This window comes from Silicimonas algicola (assembly GCF_003148765.1).
GTDB classification, from domain to species: Bacteria; Pseudomonadota; Alphaproteobacteria; order Rhodobacterales; family Rhodobacteraceae; genus Silicimonas; species Silicimonas algicola.
Genome location: NZ_QGGV01000002.1, coordinates 89,338 through 105,821, shown reverse-complemented (window position 1 = coordinate 105,821; position 16,484 = coordinate 89,338). Strand labels below are relative to the sequence as shown.

At 65.0% G+C, this 16,484-nt stretch carries 18 protein-coding genes and 1 tRNA gene; 6 read left to right on the top strand and 13 right to left on the bottom strand.

Annotated features, from left to right (window positions below; all coding sequences use genetic code 11):
- Positions 1–13: 13 nt before the first annotated feature.
- Entirely contained in the window at positions 14–634 is a 621-nt protein-coding gene (locus C8D95_RS04955) for a thiamine phosphate synthase (protein WP_109758069.1), read from the top strand.
- A 24-nt stretch (positions 635–658) separates the two neighbouring features.
- Here C8D95_RS04955 and olsA read toward each other — a convergent pair whose 3' ends face one another.
- The 3 genes from olsA to C8D95_RS04940 all read right to left on the bottom strand — a co-directional run bounded on the left by olsA (position 659) and on the right by C8D95_RS04940 (position 2,549).
- The gene (olsA, locus tag C8D95_RS04950; RefSeq protein ID WP_241239671.1) at positions 659–1,483 is read right to left on the bottom strand and encodes a lyso-ornithine lipid O-acyltransferase; all 825 of its coding nucleotides are present in this window, start codon (positions 1,481–1,483) and stop codon (positions 659–661) included.
- Complete coding sequence (gene olsB / locus C8D95_RS04945) at positions 1,480–2,247, bottom strand: L-ornithine N(alpha)-acyltransferase (RefSeq protein WP_109758068.1); 768 nt, start codon at positions 2,245–2,247, stop codon at positions 1,480–1,482. Before olsB ends, olsA begins: the two co-directional genes overlap by 4 nt.
- A 116-nt stretch (positions 2,248–2,363) precedes the next feature.
- Positions 2,364–2,549 (bottom strand): DUF3553 domain-containing protein, encoded by a 186-nt coding sequence (locus C8D95_RS04940; RefSeq protein ID WP_109758067.1) that lies wholly within the window; start codon positions 2,547–2,549, stop codon positions 2,364–2,366.
- A gap of 39 nt (positions 2,550–2,588) precedes the next feature.
- Between C8D95_RS04940 and C8D95_RS04935 the strand changes: the two genes are divergently transcribed.
- On the top strand, positions 2,589–3,185 hold the full coding sequence (locus C8D95_RS04935; RefSeq protein WP_109758066.1) for a histidine phosphotransferase family protein: 597 nt from the start codon (positions 2,589–2,591) through the stop codon (positions 3,183–3,185).
- Here C8D95_RS04935 and C8D95_RS04930 read toward each other — a convergent pair.
- From C8D95_RS04930 to C8D95_RS04895, 8 genes are all read right to left on the bottom strand, one after another.
- On the bottom strand, positions 3,175–4,440 hold the full coding sequence (locus tag C8D95_RS04930; RefSeq protein ID WP_109758065.1) for a glutamate-5-semialdehyde dehydrogenase: 1,266 nt from the start codon (positions 4,438–4,440) through the stop codon (positions 3,175–3,177). The two genes, C8D95_RS04935 and C8D95_RS04930, sit on opposite strands and share 11 nt — an antisense overlap.
- Before the next feature lie 124 nt (positions 4,441–4,564).
- Positions 4,565–5,665 carry a glutamate 5-kinase gene (proB, locus tag C8D95_RS04925; protein ID WP_109758064.1) on the bottom strand — a complete coding sequence of 367 codons (1,101 nt, stop codon included), beginning with the start codon at positions 5,663–5,665 and terminating at the stop codon, positions 4,565–4,567.
- Positions 5,653–6,687 carry a GTPase ObgE gene (obgE, locus tag C8D95_RS04920; protein WP_109758063.1) on the bottom strand — a complete coding sequence of 345 codons (1,035 nt, stop codon included), beginning with the start codon at positions 6,685–6,687 and terminating at the stop codon, positions 5,653–5,655. Before obgE ends, proB begins: the two co-directional genes overlap by 13 nt.
- Entirely contained in the window at positions 6,684–7,712 is a 1,029-nt protein-coding gene (locus tag C8D95_RS04915) for a GNAT family N-acetyltransferase (RefSeq protein ID WP_109758062.1), read from the bottom strand. The genes obgE and C8D95_RS04915 overlap by 4 nt, the downstream gene beginning before the upstream one ends.
- A 4-nt stretch (positions 7,713–7,716) precedes the next feature.
- On the bottom strand, positions 7,717–8,256 hold the full coding sequence (locus C8D95_RS04910; protein WP_109758061.1) for a GNAT family N-acetyltransferase: 540 nt from the start codon (positions 8,254–8,256) through the stop codon (positions 7,717–7,719).
- A gap of 157 nt (positions 8,257–8,413) precedes the next feature.
- A complete protein-coding gene (gene rpmA / locus C8D95_RS04905) occupies positions 8,414–8,683 on the bottom strand; it encodes a 50S ribosomal protein L27 (RefSeq protein ID WP_109758060.1) in 270 nt (89 codons plus the stop codon).
- A gap of 6 nt (positions 8,684–8,689) precedes the next feature.
- The gene (locus C8D95_RS04900) at positions 8,690–9,394 is read right to left on the bottom strand and encodes a 50S ribosomal protein L21 (RefSeq protein ID WP_109758059.1); all 705 of its coding nucleotides are present in this window, start codon (positions 9,392–9,394) and stop codon (positions 8,690–8,692) included.
- A gap of 174 nt (positions 9,395–9,568) precedes the next feature.
- Positions 9,569–10,390: a DUF2059 domain-containing protein gene (locus C8D95_RS04895; protein WP_164721696.1), complete on the bottom strand. Its 822-nt coding sequence runs from the start codon at positions 10,388–10,390 to the stop codon at positions 9,569–9,571.
- 125 nt (positions 10,391–10,515) lie between these two features.
- Here C8D95_RS04895 and C8D95_RS04890 point away from each other — a divergent pair.
- Positions 10,516–10,605: transfer RNA gene (locus C8D95_RS04890), tRNA-Ser, on the top strand.
- 61 nt (positions 10,606–10,666) lie between these two features.
- Here the strand turns inward: C8D95_RS04890 and C8D95_RS22910 are convergent.
- Positions 10,667–11,056, bottom strand: a complete 390-nt coding sequence (locus C8D95_RS22910) for a DUF2924 domain-containing protein (RefSeq protein ID WP_109758057.1) — start codon at positions 11,054–11,056, stop codon at positions 10,667–10,669.
- Positions 11,057–11,455: 399 nt separating this feature from the next.
- Between C8D95_RS22910 and C8D95_RS04880 the strand changes: the two genes are divergently transcribed.
- The 3 genes from C8D95_RS04880 (at position 11,456) to C8D95_RS04870 (ending at position 14,367) form a co-directional block, all read left to right on the top strand.
- Positions 11,456–12,427 carry a sialic acid TRAP transporter substrate-binding protein SiaP gene (locus C8D95_RS04880; protein ID WP_109758056.1) on the top strand — a complete coding sequence of 324 codons (972 nt, stop codon included), beginning with the start codon at positions 11,456–11,458 and terminating at the stop codon, positions 12,425–12,427.
- Positions 12,428–12,513: 86 nt separating this feature from the next.
- The gene (locus C8D95_RS04875) at positions 12,514–13,077 is read left to right on the top strand and encodes a TRAP transporter small permease (RefSeq protein ID WP_109758055.1); all 564 of its coding nucleotides are present in this window, start codon (positions 12,514–12,516) and stop codon (positions 13,075–13,077) included.
- A gap of 9 nt (positions 13,078–13,086) precedes the next feature.
- Positions 13,087–14,367: a TRAP transporter large permease gene (locus tag C8D95_RS04870; RefSeq protein WP_109758054.1), complete on the top strand. Its 1,281-nt coding sequence runs from the start codon at positions 13,087–13,089 to the stop codon at positions 14,365–14,367.
- A gap of 782 nt (positions 14,368–15,149) precedes the next feature.
- Here the strand turns inward: C8D95_RS04870 and C8D95_RS04865 are convergent.
- The gene (locus tag C8D95_RS04865; RefSeq protein ID WP_206508312.1) at positions 15,150–15,884 is read right to left on the bottom strand and encodes an alpha/beta fold hydrolase; all 735 of its coding nucleotides are present in this window, start codon (positions 15,882–15,884) and stop codon (positions 15,150–15,152) included.
- Positions 15,885–16,484: the final 600 nt, after the last annotated feature.

The following is a 16,484-nucleotide window of genomic DNA, read 5'->3' as shown; positions in this document are numbered from 1 at the left end:
CACGAGGACGCGCATGGCCGACACCGACCGACCGCAGCTTTACCTGCTGACCCCGCCCGAGTTCGAGCTCTCGGCCTTTCCCGCGCGTCTTGCCGCCGTCCTCGACGCGCACGAGGCGGCCTGCGTGCGCCTGACGATGGCCACACGCGACGAGGACCGTCTGTCGCGCGCCGCCGATGCGGTGCGCGAGGTGGCTCACGCCCGCGACGTGGCCTGCGTGATCGAGGCCCACGTCGGCCTCGTCGAACGCCTCGGCCTCGACGGTGTCCACCTCACAGACGCCGCGCGTTCGGTCCGCAAGATCCGCGAGACGCTCGGGAAGGACGCCATCGTAGGGGCCTTTTGCGGCGCCTCGCGGCATGACGGCATCACGGCCGGAGAAGCAGGCGCGGACTATGTCGCTTTCGGACCGGTCGGCCAGTCGTCGCTAGGCGACGGAACGCTTGCGGATCGCGATCTCTTCGAGTGGTGGTCGCAGATGATCGAAGTGCCCGTGGTAGCCGAGGGCAACCTTGACGTGGGTCTCGTGACCGCCCTCGCTCCCGTCACCGATTTCTTGGCCGTGGGCGAGGAAATCTGGCGCGCCGAGGACCCGGCACGGGCGCTTGCGGACCTGCTGGCGCCCCTGGGCTAGCGGTTTCGCGCGTATGCTGCGTCTCTAGCTCAGAGCAGCGCCGTGCGCCTCCCTCACCCGCGCCTCGGTCGCCGCCGCCAGCGCCTTGCGTCCGGGATAGTCCGCCACCCGCACCGCGTCGTGCCAGTCGATCTCGACCCGGCCCTGGCGGCGCGCCGCCAGGATCTTCACAAGGTGCGGCCCGAAATCCATATCGCCCCACCAGCCGTAGAAGTCGGCGCTCTCGCCGTACGGCGGACGATAGACGACCGTGACCGGCTGCACCCACAGGTCATCCGGCGTATTGCCCGAATATAGCGCCGCGAAGAGCGTCGGCTTGAACGGCAGCACCTGCGTGCCGTCCGTCGAAGTGCCCTCGGGAAAGAACAGCAGACGGTGCCCCGCGCCCAGCCGCCGCTCGAACATGGTCTTCTGCACATGCGCCTCGCGCGGATCGCGGCGGACGAAGACGGTGCCCGTCGCGCGCGCCAGCCAGCCGATCCCCGGCCAGTCGGCGACCTCGGCCTTGGATACGAAATAGATCGGCCCGCCCGCGTTCAGCGTGAAGATGTCGAGCCAGGAGGTATGGTTCGCCACGATAGCGCCCGGATGCGGCATGGGCCGTCCCCGCGACACGCGGCCGAGGCCCAGTATGCGCAGCGCGCTGCGACAGACCCCCACGGTGATCCAGGGCGTCCAGGGTCGCGCCTCGCCGTGAAGCGGCCGCTCGACCAGCCGGACCACCAGCAAGGCGGCGAGCCCTCCGAAAACGACGAGCCCCAGCGGCAACCCCCGCAGCACCGCGCGCATCACACCTCCTGCTCCGATCCGCTGCGAGGCGGCGCGCGTGCCCTGGCGCCACGTCGTCACGCAGGCCCTCCGCCATAACGGGTCCGCGCCGCCTCGCTCAACCGCGCGGTATCCATCACGAGACAGACGTCGGTGGTGTTGAAGGGGCGGTCGATGAAAGCGCCGTCGCCGACGAAGCCGCCGAGCTTCAGGTAGGATTTGATGAGAGGCGGCACGGCCTTCATCGCGCGGACGCGGTCGATCCGGTCCGGCGGGATCAGGTCCATCGGCTGGCGGTGCGCCTCGACGGCCCGCACGCGCAGGTCGGGCGGCGCGAGGTGCGCGTGGTAGAGGTGCGACAGGGGTTCGGCCAGCGCGTCGATGTCGGTGCCATGAAGGCTGGCCACGCCGAAGAGGATCTCGAACCCGCCCGCTCGGACATAGTCGGCAAGACCGGCCAAGAGGAGCGGCAGAGCCATGCCGCCACGATACTCGCGCCTGATGCAGGACCGTCCCAGTTCAAGAAGCCTCCGCCCCGTGCGCCGAAGCGGCTCCAGATCGTATTCGTCCTCGGAGTAGAACCGCGGGCTCCGCCCGTCCGGCAGAAGGCGATAGACCCCCACGACGTGATCCAGCCCTTCCGCGTCCCGAGTTTCGTCCACGAGGACGAGGTGGTCGAAGACGGGATCGAAGAGATCCCTCTCGAATCTGCCCTCGTGATCGACGAGCGGTCCGTCGCCGCCCAGCTCCTCGATGAAGACGTCATAGCGCAGCCGCTCGGCGGCGCGCCGATCGACCTCGGTCACGGCCAGGCGCAGGGTCAGGTGATGGGTGTCCGCATTCATGCCTTTTGGTCCAGACCCGGAGTTCTAGGGACGCAGTCCTGGCTTGGCAACAAAACCGCTAACGAAACCATGTGACATTTGATACCCGTTATGGTTGTGTCAGGGACGAAGGCCGCTCACTCCCGGTCGAACACCGGAACCAGTTCAACGAGGTTACCATCGATGACCAGCTTCCCCTCGTCCGGAAAATTCACCGTGATCCGTCCTCCGATGTTGGACTGCACCTGCCCCACGCCCCATTCGGGCTTTGCGGGGTGGCGCACGAACATGCCGGGGGTCAGATGCGAGGTTGCGTGAGTCATGGCGTTCGCAGCTCATCGGAAGTCAGGGGGGAGACCGGTATGTACGGCGAAATGGACCTGGATGGACTGATAGGGTCGCGCATCTGCCACGACCTGATCTCGCCGCTCGGCGCAATCGGAAACGGCGTCGAGCTTCTCTCGATGGCAGGGCTGCCCGACATCCCCGAACTGACGCTGATCTCGGAATCCGTCGACAACGCCAACGCTCGCATCCGCTTCTTCCGGATCGCCTTCGGCGCGGCGCAGGAAGGATCGCGGATCGGCCATTCCGAACTCCGTTCGGTCCTTGCGGACCTGTACCGCGGCAATCGGCTGATCGTCGAATGGCGCGTCCAGCAGGATGTCGACAGGGCCGAAGCCAAGCTTGCCTTCCTGGCGCTCCAGTGCCTCGAAAGCGCGCTGCCCTGGGGAGGGCGCGTGAAGGTGACGCTGACCGACGACCGCTGGAACCTGTTCAGCACCGCCGACCGCCTGAAGGTCGATGTGCCCCTATGGGAGATGCTGACGAACCCGCGTTCGGTGGCGCCGGTGCAGCCCTCGAACGTCCATTTCGCGCTCATCCATCCCGCGGCCTCGAAGCTGGGGCGGCGGGTTGCGACAAGCATCGGGGACACCTCGGTCTCGATCAGCTTCTGACGGCGCCGGAGCCGGTCACCAGATACTTGAAGCTGGTGAGCTGCTCGGCGCCGACGGGGCCGCGCGCGTGCAGCTTGCCGGTGGCGATGCCGATCTCGGCGCCCATGCCGAACTCGCCGCCATCGGCGAACTGGGTCGAGGCGTTGCGCATCAGGATCGCGCTGTCGAGCTCGCGGAAGAACTTGTCGGCCGCCACATCGTCCTCGGTGATGATGGCGTCGGTGTGGTTGGACCCGTAGCGGCGGATATGCGCGATCGCCTCGTCCAGCCCGTCGACCAGCTTCGCCGCGCAGATCATGTCGAGGAATTCCTTACCGAAATCCTCCTCGACCGCCGGCACGACGCCTTTCAGCTTCGCCAGTTCCCCTGCACCGCGCACCTCGACCCCGGCAGCGACCAGTGCGTCGGTCAGGATCGGCCCGTGCTGCGTGTAGAAGCGCCAGTCGATCAGCAGGCATTCGAGCGCGCCGCAGATGCCGGTGCGCCGGGTCTTGGCGTTCAGAACCACCTCGACCGCCATCGCCGGATCGGCCGTGGCGCCAACATAGGTGTGGCAGATGCCCTCGAGATGCGCGAAGACCGGCACCCGCGCCTCGCGCTGGACAAGACCCACCAGCCCCTTGCCGCCGCGCGGCACGATCACGTCGATATGCTCGACCATTCCCAGCATCTCAGAAACGGCGGCCCGGTCGCGGGTCGGCACTCGCTGGATCGCCGCCTCGGGCAGGTGAGCCTGCCGCAATCCCTCGACGAGACACTCGTGCAGCGCGCCCGAGGTGTGGAAACTTTCCGATCCGCCGCGCAGGATCACGGCGTTCCCCGCCTTGAGGCACAGAGCGCCCGCATCCACGGTCACGTTCGGGCGGCTCTCGTAGATCACGCCGATGACGCCAAGGGGCGTGCGGACCCTCTGGATGTGAATGCCCGACGGCATGTCCCACTCGGCGATGACCTTGCCGACCGGGTCGGCCTGTTCGGCCACGGCTCGCAGCCCGTCCACGATGCCGCGCAATCGCCGGCCATCCAGCTCCAGGCGGTCGAGCATCGCGGGCGTCAGGCCCTTCTCCTCGGCCTCGACCATGTCGAGCGCGTTGCACGACAGGATCTCGTCCTCGCGCCGCTCGATCTCGGTCGCCGCGCCGACGAGGGCGGCATACTTGCGTTCCTGGCTCGCGAAGGCCAGCTCCGCCGCAGCCTTGCGCGCGGCTTGGCCCAAGCCGCGCATCATCTCGGATATGGTCTCGAGGTCCTTCATCGGGTGGCCCTTCGTGTGGTCCGTCCGTTCTACAGGAAGGCGGCGCGCGCCTCCATCTTCTTCTGTCCCGAAATACTCCGGGGGGCCGAGCGCCAGCGAGGCGGGGGCAGAGCCCCCTCTGGCCTCAGAACGCCATGTCGTCCCGGTGAACCAGCGCCGCGCGGCCGGGATAGCCCAGCAACGCCTCGATCCGGTCTGACCTTTGACCCCGGATCGCCGTCGCCTCGGCGGCCGTATAGCGCGACAACCCGACCGCCAGCCGTCGGCCGTCGGGACCGAGGATGGACACCGGGTCGCCGCGCCCGAAGCGGCCCTGCACCAGCGAGACGCCCGCCGGCAAGAGCGACTTTCCCGCCTGAAGTGCGCGCGCCGCACCTTCGTCGATATGGATTTCGCCCTTGGGCTTCATCGCTCCGATCCATCGCTTGCGGGCGATCTGCGGGTCCGTCTCGGCCTCGAACCAGGTGCAGGCGGCACCATTTTCAAGCGCCGTCAACGGGTTCAGGGTCGATCCCAAGGTGATCGCCATGGTCGCCCCGCCCGCCGTCGCTGTCTTGGCCGCCATCAGCTTTGTCTTCATGCCACCCTTCGACAGACCCGTGCCGGCATCGCCTGCCATCGCCTCGATCTCGGGAGTGATGCGCTCGATCTTTTCGAAGCGGCGGGCCGAGTCGTCGTCGCGCGGATTGGCGGTGTAGAAGCCGTCGACGTCCGAAAGAAGGACCAGCACGTCAGCGCCCACGGTGACGGCGATCTGCGCCGCAAGCCGGTCGTTGTCGCCATAGCGGATCTCGTCCGTCGCCACGGTGTCGTTTTCGTTAACGATCGGCACGACGCCGAGCGACAGAAGCTGCTCGAGCGTCGCGCGGCTGTTCAGGTATCTCCGCCGGTCGGTAGAATCTTCAAGCGTCACAAGAACTTGCGCGGTGACGATGCCGTGCGGCTCCAGCGCTTCCTCATAGGCGCGCGCAAGCCGGATCTGGCCCACGGCGGCCGCTGCCTGGCTCTGCTCCAGCGCCAGCGCGCCGAGGCCCAGCCCAAGCGCGCCACGGCCCAGTGCAATCGACCCCGACGAGACGAGGATGACGTCCTGCCCGCGCCCCCGGAACCGCGCCACGTCGGCGGCAAGCGAGGTGAGCCATGCCGACCGCAGCCGGCCTTCCTCGACCAGAAGCGACGAGCCGATCTTGACCACGACGCGGCGGGCAGAGGTCAGGGTGTCCAAGGTCCCGGCTCCTCGACCGCGTCGCGCTCGCCGCGACGATGCGCCTCGATCGCGCGCCGCATCGCGCGGAGAACGTCCAGAAGCCCCTCGCGCGACACGCCGGACATCATCATCACCGGGCCCGCGACCTCTTCCAAAGCCGCTTGGCGCTCGGCGCGTTCCTCCTCGTCGAGGGCGTCGATCTTGTTCAGGACGGTGATGCGAGGCTTCTCGGCCAATTCGCCGCCATAGGCCTCCAACTCGCCGATGATGGTCTCCCAGTCGGCCGCCACATCCTCGGAGGTGCCGTCGACGAGGTGCAGAAGCACCGCGCAGCGCTCGACGTGACCGAGGAAGCGGTCGCCGATTCCGCGCCCCTCGTGCGCGCCCTCGATCAGACCGGGGATGTCGGCCACCACGAATTCGGCCTCATCCACCCCGACGACTCCGAGGTTGGGATGCAGGGTGGTGAAGGGATAATCGGCGATCTTGGGCCGCGCATTCGACGTGGCGGCGAGAAACGTCGACTTGCCGGCGTTCGGCAGGCCCAGAAGGCCCGCATCCGCGATCAGCTTGAGCCGCAGCCAGATCTCGCGCTCGATGCCCGGCTGGCCCGGGTTGCCGCGGCGCGGCGCCTGGTTGGTGGAGGTCTTGAAGTGCAGGTTGCCGAAGCCGCCGTTGCCGCCGCGCGCCAGCAGGACACGCTCGCCCACCTGCGTCAGGTCGGCGATCACCGTCTCTTCGTCCTCGTCGAGGATCTCGGTGCCGACCGGCACGCGCAGGGTGATGTCGTCGCCGTCCTTGCCGGTGCGCTGGCGACCCATGCCGGGCTGGCCGTTCTTGGCGAAGAAGTGCTGCTGATACCGAAAGTCGATCAGCGTGTTCAAGCCATCGACAGCCTCGACCCAGACGTCTCCGCCATCGCCGCCGTCACCGCCGTCGGGGCCGCCGTATTCGACGAACTTGTCGCGGCGAAAGCTGACGCAGCCCCCGCCGCCCGATCCGGACCGGATGACGACGCGCGCAAGATCCAGGAATTTCATGCCGGCACCCTCAACCTGTTCCGGTTCAGGGCGTATGTGATCGCGGGCGCAGGCTCAAGCCTTCCAAGCGATGACTGCATCCGCCGGCCTGATGCCTGGAACCCGAACTTCGCGAGGATGGCCGAGGATCCGGGGTTGTCCTCGAACACCGCCGCCTCGATCTGAGACAGCGGAAACCGTGCGAAGACCTCGGGCAGGAAGGCCGAAAGCGCTTCGGTCGCAAGCCCCTGCCCCCAGAGGCCGGGCGTCAGCGCATAGACCACCGCGGGTGGATCGCCGACGCAGCCGATATAGCCGATCACCTCGCCCCCGCGCTCGATGGCGAGGCGAAAGTGGGGCCAGCCGGCCCAAGCGCTGCGGCGAATGAAGTCCGTCGCCTCCTCGACCGACCAGTCGGGCCGCACCTTGAAGAGGTTCCGCGCCACCTCGGGCCGGGCGAGCCGGACCATCGCCGCGGCGTCGCCCTCGGCGAGCGGTCGCAGCGTCAGGCGAGGGGTGTAGACGGTGAAGCCTCTGCGCCCCGCCCAATCCTCGCGGGTCAGGATCATCTGGTTCGACACCACGTCCTGCCGGAAGGCGCGCGCATGCCGCCGTTCCTGCCCGGTCAGCCGGAACCCGAGTGACGCGAGCACGCGGCCCGACCGCTCGTTGCCCTCGAAGTAGCCCGAGACCAGCGCGTCGTGCCCCTGCCCGAACCACCAGTCGGTCGCCGCGCGCGCGGCTTCGAACCCAAGTCCCTTGCCCCAGGCCGGACGGGCGAGCCAATAGCCGAGCTCGTCGGCAATCGACACGACGCCCACCACCGCGCCGCCCTGGACGAGAGCCCAGAACGGGTTGGCCTGCGCATGGACGCTCTCGATAAACTCGACCGCATGGCGATGTTCATAGGGATAGGGCACGACCGCCAGCCAGCGGCTGACGTCGTAGTTGCCGGCGCCCGCGACGAGCGCGCCGGCATCGTCCATGGCGAGAGGCCTCAGCGTCAGCCGCGGCGTCCCGAGGACCGGAAGCGCCGCGTACGACATGGGCTCAGGCGAGACGCTTCAGGTAGGTCCAGGTCGGGACCGTGCGGCCACGCGCGACGGCATAGGTCTCGGCGTCGCCGAGGTACTGGAAGCCTGCGTTGGTCAGCACCCGCGCCGAGGCCGGGTTGTCCTGGAAGACGCTGCCGAACATGGTCTTGTCGGCGTGCGGGTTCGCCTCGACCAGCGCACGCACCGCTTCGGACGCAAGACCCGTGTTCCAGAACGCGGGTCCGATCCAGTAGCCGATCTCGGACTGCTCGCGGTCCATCTGTTTGAGCGTGATGAGACCCAGAAGCTCGGACAGTCCAGAGACGGTTCCATCGAGAACCCAGACATCCTCGTCCCGGTCGTCGGACAGCGAGCGGTTTACATAGGCTTCGATGGCGCCTGGCGGCAGAGGATGCGGGATCGACTGCGTCATCGACGCAACGCGCGCATCCGAGCCGTAGAGTTCAAGCAGCCCGACGTCGGACCGCCGGAGCGGTCGCAGGATCAGTCGTTCGGTCTCGATGACCGGCTGATTCACTATGGCATCTAGCTTCACGGGGCACCTCCTTGCCTCGCGAGGACCGCGTCCCCCCTCCCGGTTCGCGTTCCACTACAAAATGTGTATGGCGGTCCTGTGGCGCAAGCAGGTCCAATAAATGTGAAGGGGCCGGTTTGTGCCGACCCCCTCGAACGATTGCTCTGTCAGGATCGTCTTACTCGGCGGCGTCCGCCATCGGCAGCACCGAAATGAAGGTGCGGCCCTTGAGACCCTTGTGGAACGTCACATGGCCGTCGGTCATTGCAAAGAGCGTATGGTCCTTGCCCATGCCGACACCCTCGCCCGGCCACCACTTGGTGCCGCGCTGGCGCACGATGATGTTGCCGGGGATGACGCTTTCGCCCCCGAACTTCTTCACGCCAAGGCGACGGCCGGCGCTGTCGCGACCGTTGCGGCTGGAGCCGCCTGCTTTCTTGTGTGCCATGTCTCGTTACTCCTTTTCGGCGGCGAAGGTCTTGGCCTGTTCGACCCAGCCCTCGCGCTCGATGCGGCCCTTGAAGGACAGCTTCTCGTCGAATTCGGCGATGTCGGCCTCGGACCAGGACGCGATCTGCTCGAAGCTGGTCACGCCGGCCTCGTGCAGATTCTTCTCGAGCGCGGGACCCACGCCGGACAGCTGCTTGAGGTCGTCGGACCCGGCATTCGCAGCGGTCTTCTTCGGTGCGGCCTTCTTCGGCTCTGCGTCGGCGGCCTTGTCAACCTTAGGCTCGGCTTTCTTCGCTTCGGTCTTCGCGTCCGACGCGTTCTTCGCCACGACGGCGCCCGCGACTGCGGCACCGGCCACAAGTGCTGCGGCGCCCACGGCGGCTTTCACGCCTGACTTGTCGGCACCCTTCTCGAGGAGGTCGGTCACGCGCAGAAGCGTGAGTTGCTGGCGGTGGCCCTTGGTGCGCTTCGACGAATGCTTCCGCCGGCGGCGCACGAAGTGAATGACCTTCTCGCCCTTTATCTGGTCGATGACCTCGGCCTGCACGGCCGCGCCTTCGATGAGCGGCGTACCGATGGTCTCGCCGATCATCAGAATCTCGTTGAACTGGATCTTGTCGCCAGCGTCAGCCGCGAGCTTCTCGACGCGGAGCACATCTCCCGCCTGAACCCGGTACTGCTTGCCGCCGGTCTTGAGGACCGCAAACATATGTTCTTCCTTCTCTTTCCGCGTTCGTCGGTCCCTGCGGATGCAGGCGTTTGCGGCTTGTGCCACCTGGAACAGCGCGCCCTCTCGGAGCGTCATTCAAACATCAAAGGCGGGCATTGCCCGCCAGAGGACCGGATTATCGTCCGATGGTCCCTTCAAGTCAAGCCCGGATCGTCAGAGGTCCTCGCCCACCATGAAGGTCGAGGCCGCCCGTCCGAGCCTGTAGCCCACGTCCTGAAAGATGCCGTGGAAGCCGGCGAAGAGTGCCGCGTTCAGGTCGCGCCCCTCTCGCGTGCCGGCCATGTCGACATAGGCGGCAAGTTCGTCATCCTCGAGCGCGTCGTAGGCCAGCGTCAGATAGGCATAGACCCAGGATTCTGTGTCGGCGCGGTACTCGGGTTCGCGCGACCAGACCTCGGACAGCATGTCCGACTCTCCCATCTCGAAGCCGCCCCCGTCGCCCAGCCCGCGATAGAAGGCGAGGCTCGAGTTCAGCGCCCCGGCCACGTTGCGCTCGATCAGGTCGTTGACCCCGACGAAGGCATCAAGCTGATCGGCCCGTGCGGTATCCTCCTCGAGCAGCTTGGCATAAGCGGTCTTGGCGGCCTCCTCGACCTCGTCCGAGATGATGGCGCGGCGCGCATCGGCCTCGAGACGGACGATCTTGCGCCCCGTCTCGTCGGCGTAGAAGTCGAGAAGCGGCGTCACGTCGGTCTCGGCGAGGGCGGCGTCGAATTCCTTGCGGAAGGCGGTCTCGAGCGGACCCGTCTCGTAGATGGCCGTCACCAGGGACGACCACCCGGCACCGCCCCGGTCGGGGAACATCTGCTCGCGCAGCTCTTCTCCCTGCCCCTCGCCCTCCTCGGCGACGATCTCGATCAGCTCCTCGATCCCGAGCGCGTCATAGAGCGTGTCGAGCTCCTCATCCGTCGCGGCGGCGGCAGTGAGCGGGCTGAGAGCGATGAGCACGGCGGAGACGAGTCGGCGGATCGGCATGGGCAAAACTCCTTGCGCCGAATACCTAGGCGCAGGCGCGCGCGAACGGAAGAGAGGCCGGCTGAAATCCGCGTGGAAAGGGCTTGCGCGGCCCATCCCGATCCACTATCCCGCCCCACGACCGCGGAGAGGTGCCGGAGCGGTCGAACGGGGCGGTCTCGAAAACCGTTGTGGGTGCAAGCCCACCCAGGGTTCGAATCCCTGTCTCTCCGCCAGTCAATATTCTGAATTTCGTCTCTTCCAAAGATGCGCCGAATAGCGCCCTCTTTCCGGGGGTTAGCGCGGTACCTTCATTCGAGAGACCGTCTTTTGGGCCGGACGGCGCCTGCAAATCGCCATCCGTCTCTGAGAGCGCCTTCCAAGGTAGACTGACGGGTGCCCGCGATGCTCAGAGTCGTACCCATCCTTGGTTACCTCGACCCGATAGGTCCGCCCGTTCCACTCCCGAATGAGATGGGCCCCCGGTCCGCCGGTCCGGGATGCTACCCCGCCCGGCGACCTGCCCGAGGCGATGGACCTGAGGCTCCGCTTGTCCCGAGCGGTAAGGCCGCCCAGTACCCGGCACTTCACCTCCTGAGCCAAGTGTCTCTGGAGCGTCTCGGCGCGGAGACGCTTCGGAGGCGCCGCATCGAAGATCTCCAGCCAGGCTGCGAGGGCGGTCAACATCCGTTCGCTGCGCGACGCACGAAGGTCTTGAAAGGGCGCTTAGCCGACCTTCGAATGTCTAAGGCGCTTCGTGAACGCCGAAGCTCAAGTGGGTCACAGCAGAGCGAAGGCGATACCTTGGCGTACTTCGCTCCGACACGAACGATCATTCATCTGAGCCGATCATGATCGGTTAAAGGACCATCGGAAGCCAGATCTTAGTGTACTTACGCGGCCGATTTTCCGAGGGTTGCTCAGTTCTCTCCCCTCTCGACCAGTCGCGTCAAGCGAAGCGTCCGCAAGGTGCTGCCATCGTCGAAGAAAGCGGAAATACCTCTCCGGCGAGCCGGCCGCCCCTTGTAACCAATTGCGGTTGCCGTCATCAATTCCAACTAACAGGATTCTGGGAGGAATTATGCGATGAAGAACCGTACTATAATCTGCGCCGCGACGCTGCCATTCATTCTTGCGACAGCAGGGGCCGCGTCGGCCGAAACCGTCCTGAAGTGGGCGCATGTCTACGAGGTCAGCGAACCCTATCACACCTGCGCGGTCGCCGCGTCGGACCTGCTGAAGACCGCCACGGACGGCCGTTATTCGATCGAGGTCTTCCCGGCATCTTCGCTCGGCAAGGAGGAAGACATCAACGAGGGCCTTGGGCTTGGCACCGTGGATGTGATCTATACCGGCCAGCTTTTTGCAGGCGGCAGCTATGGTCCGATCGCCATCGGTGGCGCGCCGTTCATGTTCCGTGATTTCGAGCACTGGGATGCATATCGCAACTCGGACCTCTTCAAGGAACTAAGCGACGGCTACGCCGACGCAAGCGGCAACCACGTCGTCGCGATGACCTACTACGGCAACCGCCACGTCACTTCGAACAAGCCGATCCTGACCCCCGACGACATGGCCGGTCTCAAGATCCGGGTGCCGAACGCGCCGCTCTACCAGATGATGCCGCTCGCCACCGGCGCCAACCCGACGCCGATCGCTTTTGCCGAGGTCTACCTGGCGCTGCAACAGGGCACGGTCGACGCGCAGGAGAACCCTCTGCCGACGATCCAGGCGAAGAAGTTCTATGAGGTGCAGTCGGACATCAACCTGACCGCGCACATCACCGACGCGCTGCTGACCATCGTCGGAGGCCCGGTCTGGGATTCGATGAGCCCCGAAGACCAGGCCGCGATCTCCGATGTGGCCCAGCAGACCGCGACCTGCGCCTCGGACCAGATCATCCAGAAGGAGCAGGAGCTGGTGCAGTGGTTCAAGGACCAGGGTGTCACTGTGAACGAGGTCGATCGTGGACCGTTCATCGAGGCGACCAAGAAACTCCACAACGGTGACATGGCGACCTGGGACCAGGCCACCTACGACCGCCTGCAAGGTCTCTGAGCTTCGACGGACCGCGGGGGCCTCTACGGGTTCCGCGGTCCGCCCGAGGCGAAACTCTCGCCAAAGATACATTACCGGAACCCGATATGGCTGTCGATGAACGCGAGCCGGCGAAGGGTCTCGACCTGCCGGTCTTCGAGGACGAAGAGATCGATCTGTCCGATCTCCGCTGGGAGGACAGTATCGTCTTCGCGGCTTTCTGGATACTCGCCGTCGTCGTGTTCCTGCAGTTCTTCACCAGGTACGTGCTCAACGACTCGCTGGGATGGACCGAGGAGATCGCCCGCTACCTGCTGATCGGCGTCACGTTCGCCGGCGCTGCGCTCGCCGTGCGCAAGCAGTCCCACATTGCCGTAGAATTCCTGTATCGTTGGGTTCCGCGGCGTGGCCGGGTAGTTGCGCAGGCGGTGATCGATGTGATCGCCATCATTTTCTACATCGCGCTGGCATGGTTCAGCGCCGGCATCGCGATGCGCACCAAGTCCGGGATGGTCTCGATCGATGTGCCGAAGTCGGTCATTTACTGGGGCGTCGCGGCCTGTTTCGTGGCAATGGCCGCCTACGCGGTGGTCGTCGCCTGGCGGCACTGGAAAACCCAAACGTCGCCGCTGATCGACCCCGAGGCGCATGCCGCCCATATCCTGGACTAGGAGCCCGCCTTGGATATCGTCCTTCTCTTTGTGATGCTGTTCGGGATGATTGCCTTCGGGGTGCCTGTGGCGATTGCCTTGACCGGCTCCTCCGCGATTTTCATCTTGGCAAATGGCACGCCGCCGCCGGTGGTTGTGGCGCACCGGATGATCAACGGCGTCGACTCGTTCCCGCTGTTGGCGGTGCCATTTTTCATTCTCGCGGGTAACTTGATGAACACCAGCGGCATTACCGCACGGATCTTCAGTTTTGCACTGGCACTGGTGGGCTGGATGCGCGGCGGGCTGGGGCACGTCAACATCGGCGCCTCGGTCATTTTTGCCGGCATGTCGGGGGCAGCTGTGGCCGATGCCGGCGGGCTCGGTGCCATCGAGATAAAAGCGATGCGCGATGCCAATTATCCGCCCGGCTTCGCCGTCGGCGTGACCGCGGCCTCTTCGACCATCGGACCAATCATACCACCATCGCTGCCGATGGTGATCTACGGCGTCGTCGCCGGAGCCTCGATCGGTCAGCTTTTCGCGGCAGGATTCGTGCCCGGACTGATGATGGCCGCAGCCCTGATGCTGATGGTCGCCTGGTATGCCCGGCGCGAAGGTTACCCCGCCGACCAGCCGTTCCACTTGCCCACGCTCTGGACAGCGTTTCGTCGAGCCTTCCTGTCGCTTCTGACCCCTGCGATCATCGTCGGTGGGATCCTGTCCGGGGCCTTCACTCCCACCGAAGCCGCCGTTGCAGCCTGCGCCTGGGCTCTTGTTCTTGGGCTCCTCGTCTACCGCACGCTCACGTGGAAACGGTTCGTCAGGGTGTCCTTCGACACCATCGAAACCACTGCAGTGGTTCTTTTCGTGGTCGGCGCCGCATCGATCTTTGCATGGCTCTTGACCTCGAACCGCGTGCCCGAGCATTTCGCCGCGACCCTTCTGTCGATCTCGGATCGACCCTGGGTGATCCTTCTGCTGATGAACCTGATCCTGCTGATCGTCGGCTGCTTCATGGAGACCATCGCAGCAATAACAATTCTGGTCCCTGTCCTGCTGCCGGTTGCAGTCACGCTTGGGATCGATCCTGTCCATTTCGGGGTCATCATGGTGCTGAACCTGATGATCGGCCTGCTGACGCCGCCGGTGGGCATGGTGCTCTATGTCCTCGCCCGGGTCGCGAAAATGCCTTTCGAAGAGTGCGTCGTCGCGACCGCGCCGTTCCTCATCCCGCTGGGCGTGGTGCTGCTGCTGATCACCTTCATTCCCGGCCTCACACTCTGGCTTCCCACACTGATCTATCGCTGAACCGGATCTTGCCGTTCAGCCGCCGACGAACGTCCGCGATGGGCCCAGACTGAAAGATACTGGCCCGCAGCGAAGGTCGGGAATGGGCGGAAAGCAGTCATTCGCTGTAGTAAGTACTGAGGTCCGTTCTGCGGACAAATCTGACTTTCATATTGCGGACGGACCCATACAGTAAGAGACTGAATTGCGCCGGATAGATTGCTCAACGTGGAAGCATCGAACTCATAGTGGATGAATATGAAGTCATCAGGGTCTCAAGGACCATCACAAGAATAGTGGGATGGTCACTGGTCTTCATAGGCGTCATCAGTGCTTTTCTTTTCTTTTTAGACAGTTCACCCCAGCTCATAGTTGGGGCACTCGTTCTAACACCCCTCGGCGTCCAGCAAATCCTTTCCGCCAGAAATGTCAAAGAGAGATCGCTGTGGGCAGAAATTCAATTAAATTTCTCCCCGTTGGCGCCGAGTTGCGTTTCTCGGAGATCGACCGGATGGTGGTTCCAAGTTGGGCGGACCGTTTCGATACGCCTCCCAGTGCATTGGCCACTTTAACTTTTGAAACAAACATCGACAAGACACGTTACGTGCCGGGAGCAATTCTGCAATGGAATCGCGGCTGTCGAATAAACTTCCATGGATGCGATGGAAACAAGATGCTCAAAGCCCTCCGAAGGCACGTTTCAGAGTGAGTATCCACGTTCGGTTTGGGCTCTTTCGAGCCGTTCGCCACGTCCGAGACGGACGTCCGCTCTGGCCGCTCTACGCTGGCCCTTGCTCCGCGACTCATCCCTGGACCGTCTCCAAGACGATCTTGGCTGCCTCCTTGGGGCGATCCCACTGCGGAAAGTGGCCGCACCGGTCGAACCAGTGCAGGTGTGCAGTCGGGAAAGCCTCCAGCGCGCGCTCCGCTTGCCGGGGCAGCAGGAGCCGATCCTGTCGGCCCCAACCGATCGTCACGCGGCCTGGCGGAGTCGCCGACCCCTCCTGCAACGGACCGCGCGCCAATTCGCGCAGCATCGCGTCGAAAACCTCTGTCTCGGCGATTGACGTCAACTCGTTTCGGACCAGCAGTGGGTCGAGGCGGCCAGGATGTGCTGACAACTGCGCCAGTAGCAACGTCCGCGCGGCCCGGTTCCGCGACAGCGCCGGGATGTGCCGCCGCAGGCGCCGCACAAGCCGGACCGAGGCGGCAAGGGTGGAGCGGAAGAAGACTGTCTCCCAGCCGCGCCAGAAACCGCCTGGATCATAGGCGACCGTGTGGCCGCCGACCCCGCGCCGTGCCAGTTCCAGCACCAGCCGAGCGCCGACGGAACTGCCGACGGTATCGACGCCCGCCAGATCGTTCTGGTCGATAAAATGTTCCAGCGCATCCGCATAGGCGGCAATCGTCTGACGCCCCGCAAGCGGCGGGGATTGCCCGTGTCCAGGCAGATCGATCACCACCATCTCGCGCGCGCGGCTGACCATCGGCACGATGCTGTCCCAGGACCGGACACTTCCGCCCAGTCCGTGAACCATAAGCAGGGGCCGTCCTGCACCTTGACGCTCGAAGTTCAATTCCATTTCCGTCAACGATCTGCAACGGATTTGGTTGCAGGTCCCGACGATGCCGCATCAAGTCCCGGCTGTGAGGGCGGGAAGCGGTCGTCCACTGCGGACGGTGCGAAGGTCTGGGATGGGCGGAAACCGGACGTTCGCAGCGCCGTGGGCGAACGGCAGCCAAACGCAGAATGCGGCATTCCCAACGAGGTTGGCCCGCTACTGTGCCGCATTGACTCGGGTCGTCTAAATCTGCTTCTGACGAACTTCGACATTGTCGAGCCAGATCTCAAGTGCGCCAATTTCCATCGCGATCCGGTCAGGATTCGGCGCGGCAGGTTCTCGTAATACATGCCACCTTTCTCAAAAGATCCTTGAGCAACTCAGCGAATAGGTGGTTACGCCGTCGTGTCATTTCCTTCTTCGAGTAACCCTTCGGGATCGAGCCTGCTACCCTAATTTGGTCGGCAATGCTCGATAGAGAGTGCGCTAGACGTGGACGCCGCTGCTCGTCCCCCACGCTCGGATGCATTGCCGCCACTTCGTGAGGTTCGCAATCCTCACACTAACTCGTGCTCT

What these genes read in the sequence shown, in the direction of transcription:
- C8D95_RS04955 (WP_109758069.1), top strand. Translation starts at nt 14, where the DNA reads ATGGCCGACACCGACCGACCGCAGCTTTACCTGCTGACCCCGCCCGAG.
- olsB (WP_109758068.1), bottom strand. Translation starts at nt 2,247, where the DNA reads ATGAATGCGGACACCCATCACCTGACCCTGCGCCTGGCCGTGACCGAG.
- C8D95_RS04940 (WP_109758067.1), bottom strand. Translation starts at nt 2,549, where the DNA reads ATGACTCACGCAACCTCGCATCTGACCCCCGGCATGTTCGTGCGCCAC.
- C8D95_RS04935 (WP_109758066.1), top strand. Translation starts at nt 2,589, where the DNA reads ATGTACGGCGAAATGGACCTGGATGGACTGATAGGGTCGCGCATCTGC.
- C8D95_RS04930 (WP_109758065.1), bottom strand. Translation starts at nt 4,440, where the DNA reads ATGAAGGACCTCGAGACCATATCCGAGATGATGCGCGGCTTGGGCCAA.
- obgE (WP_109758063.1), bottom strand. Translation starts at nt 6,687, where the DNA reads ATGAAATTCCTGGATCTTGCGCGCGTCGTCATCCGGTCCGGATCGGGC.
- C8D95_RS04915 (WP_109758062.1), bottom strand. Translation starts at nt 7,712, where the DNA reads ATGTCGTACGCGGCGCTTCCGGTCCTCGGGACGCCGCGGCTGACGCTG.
- rpmA (WP_109758060.1), bottom strand. Translation starts at nt 8,683, where the DNA reads ATGGCACACAAGAAAGCAGGCGGCTCCAGCCGCAACGGTCGCGACAGC.
- C8D95_RS04900 (WP_109758059.1), bottom strand. Translation starts at nt 9,394, where the DNA reads ATGTTTGCGGTCCTCAAGACCGGCGGCAAGCAGTACCGGGTTCAGGCG.
- C8D95_RS04895 (WP_164721696.1), bottom strand. Translation starts at nt 10,390, where the DNA reads ATGCCGATCCGCCGACTCGTCTCCGCCGTGCTCATCGCTCTCAGCCCG.
- C8D95_RS22910 (WP_109758057.1), bottom strand. Translation starts at nt 11,056, where the DNA reads ATGTTGACCGCCCTCGCAGCCTGGCTGGAGATCTTCGATGCGGCGCCT.
- C8D95_RS04880 (WP_109758056.1), top strand. Translation starts at nt 11,456, where the DNA reads ATGAAGAACCGTACTATAATCTGCGCCGCGACGCTGCCATTCATTCTT.
- C8D95_RS04875 (WP_109758055.1), top strand. Translation starts at nt 12,514, where the DNA reads ATGGCTGTCGATGAACGCGAGCCGGCGAAGGGTCTCGACCTGCCGGTC.
- C8D95_RS04865 (WP_206508312.1), bottom strand. Translation starts at nt 15,884, where the DNA reads ATGGTTCACGGACTGGGCGGAAGTGTCCGGTCCTGGGACAGCATCGTG.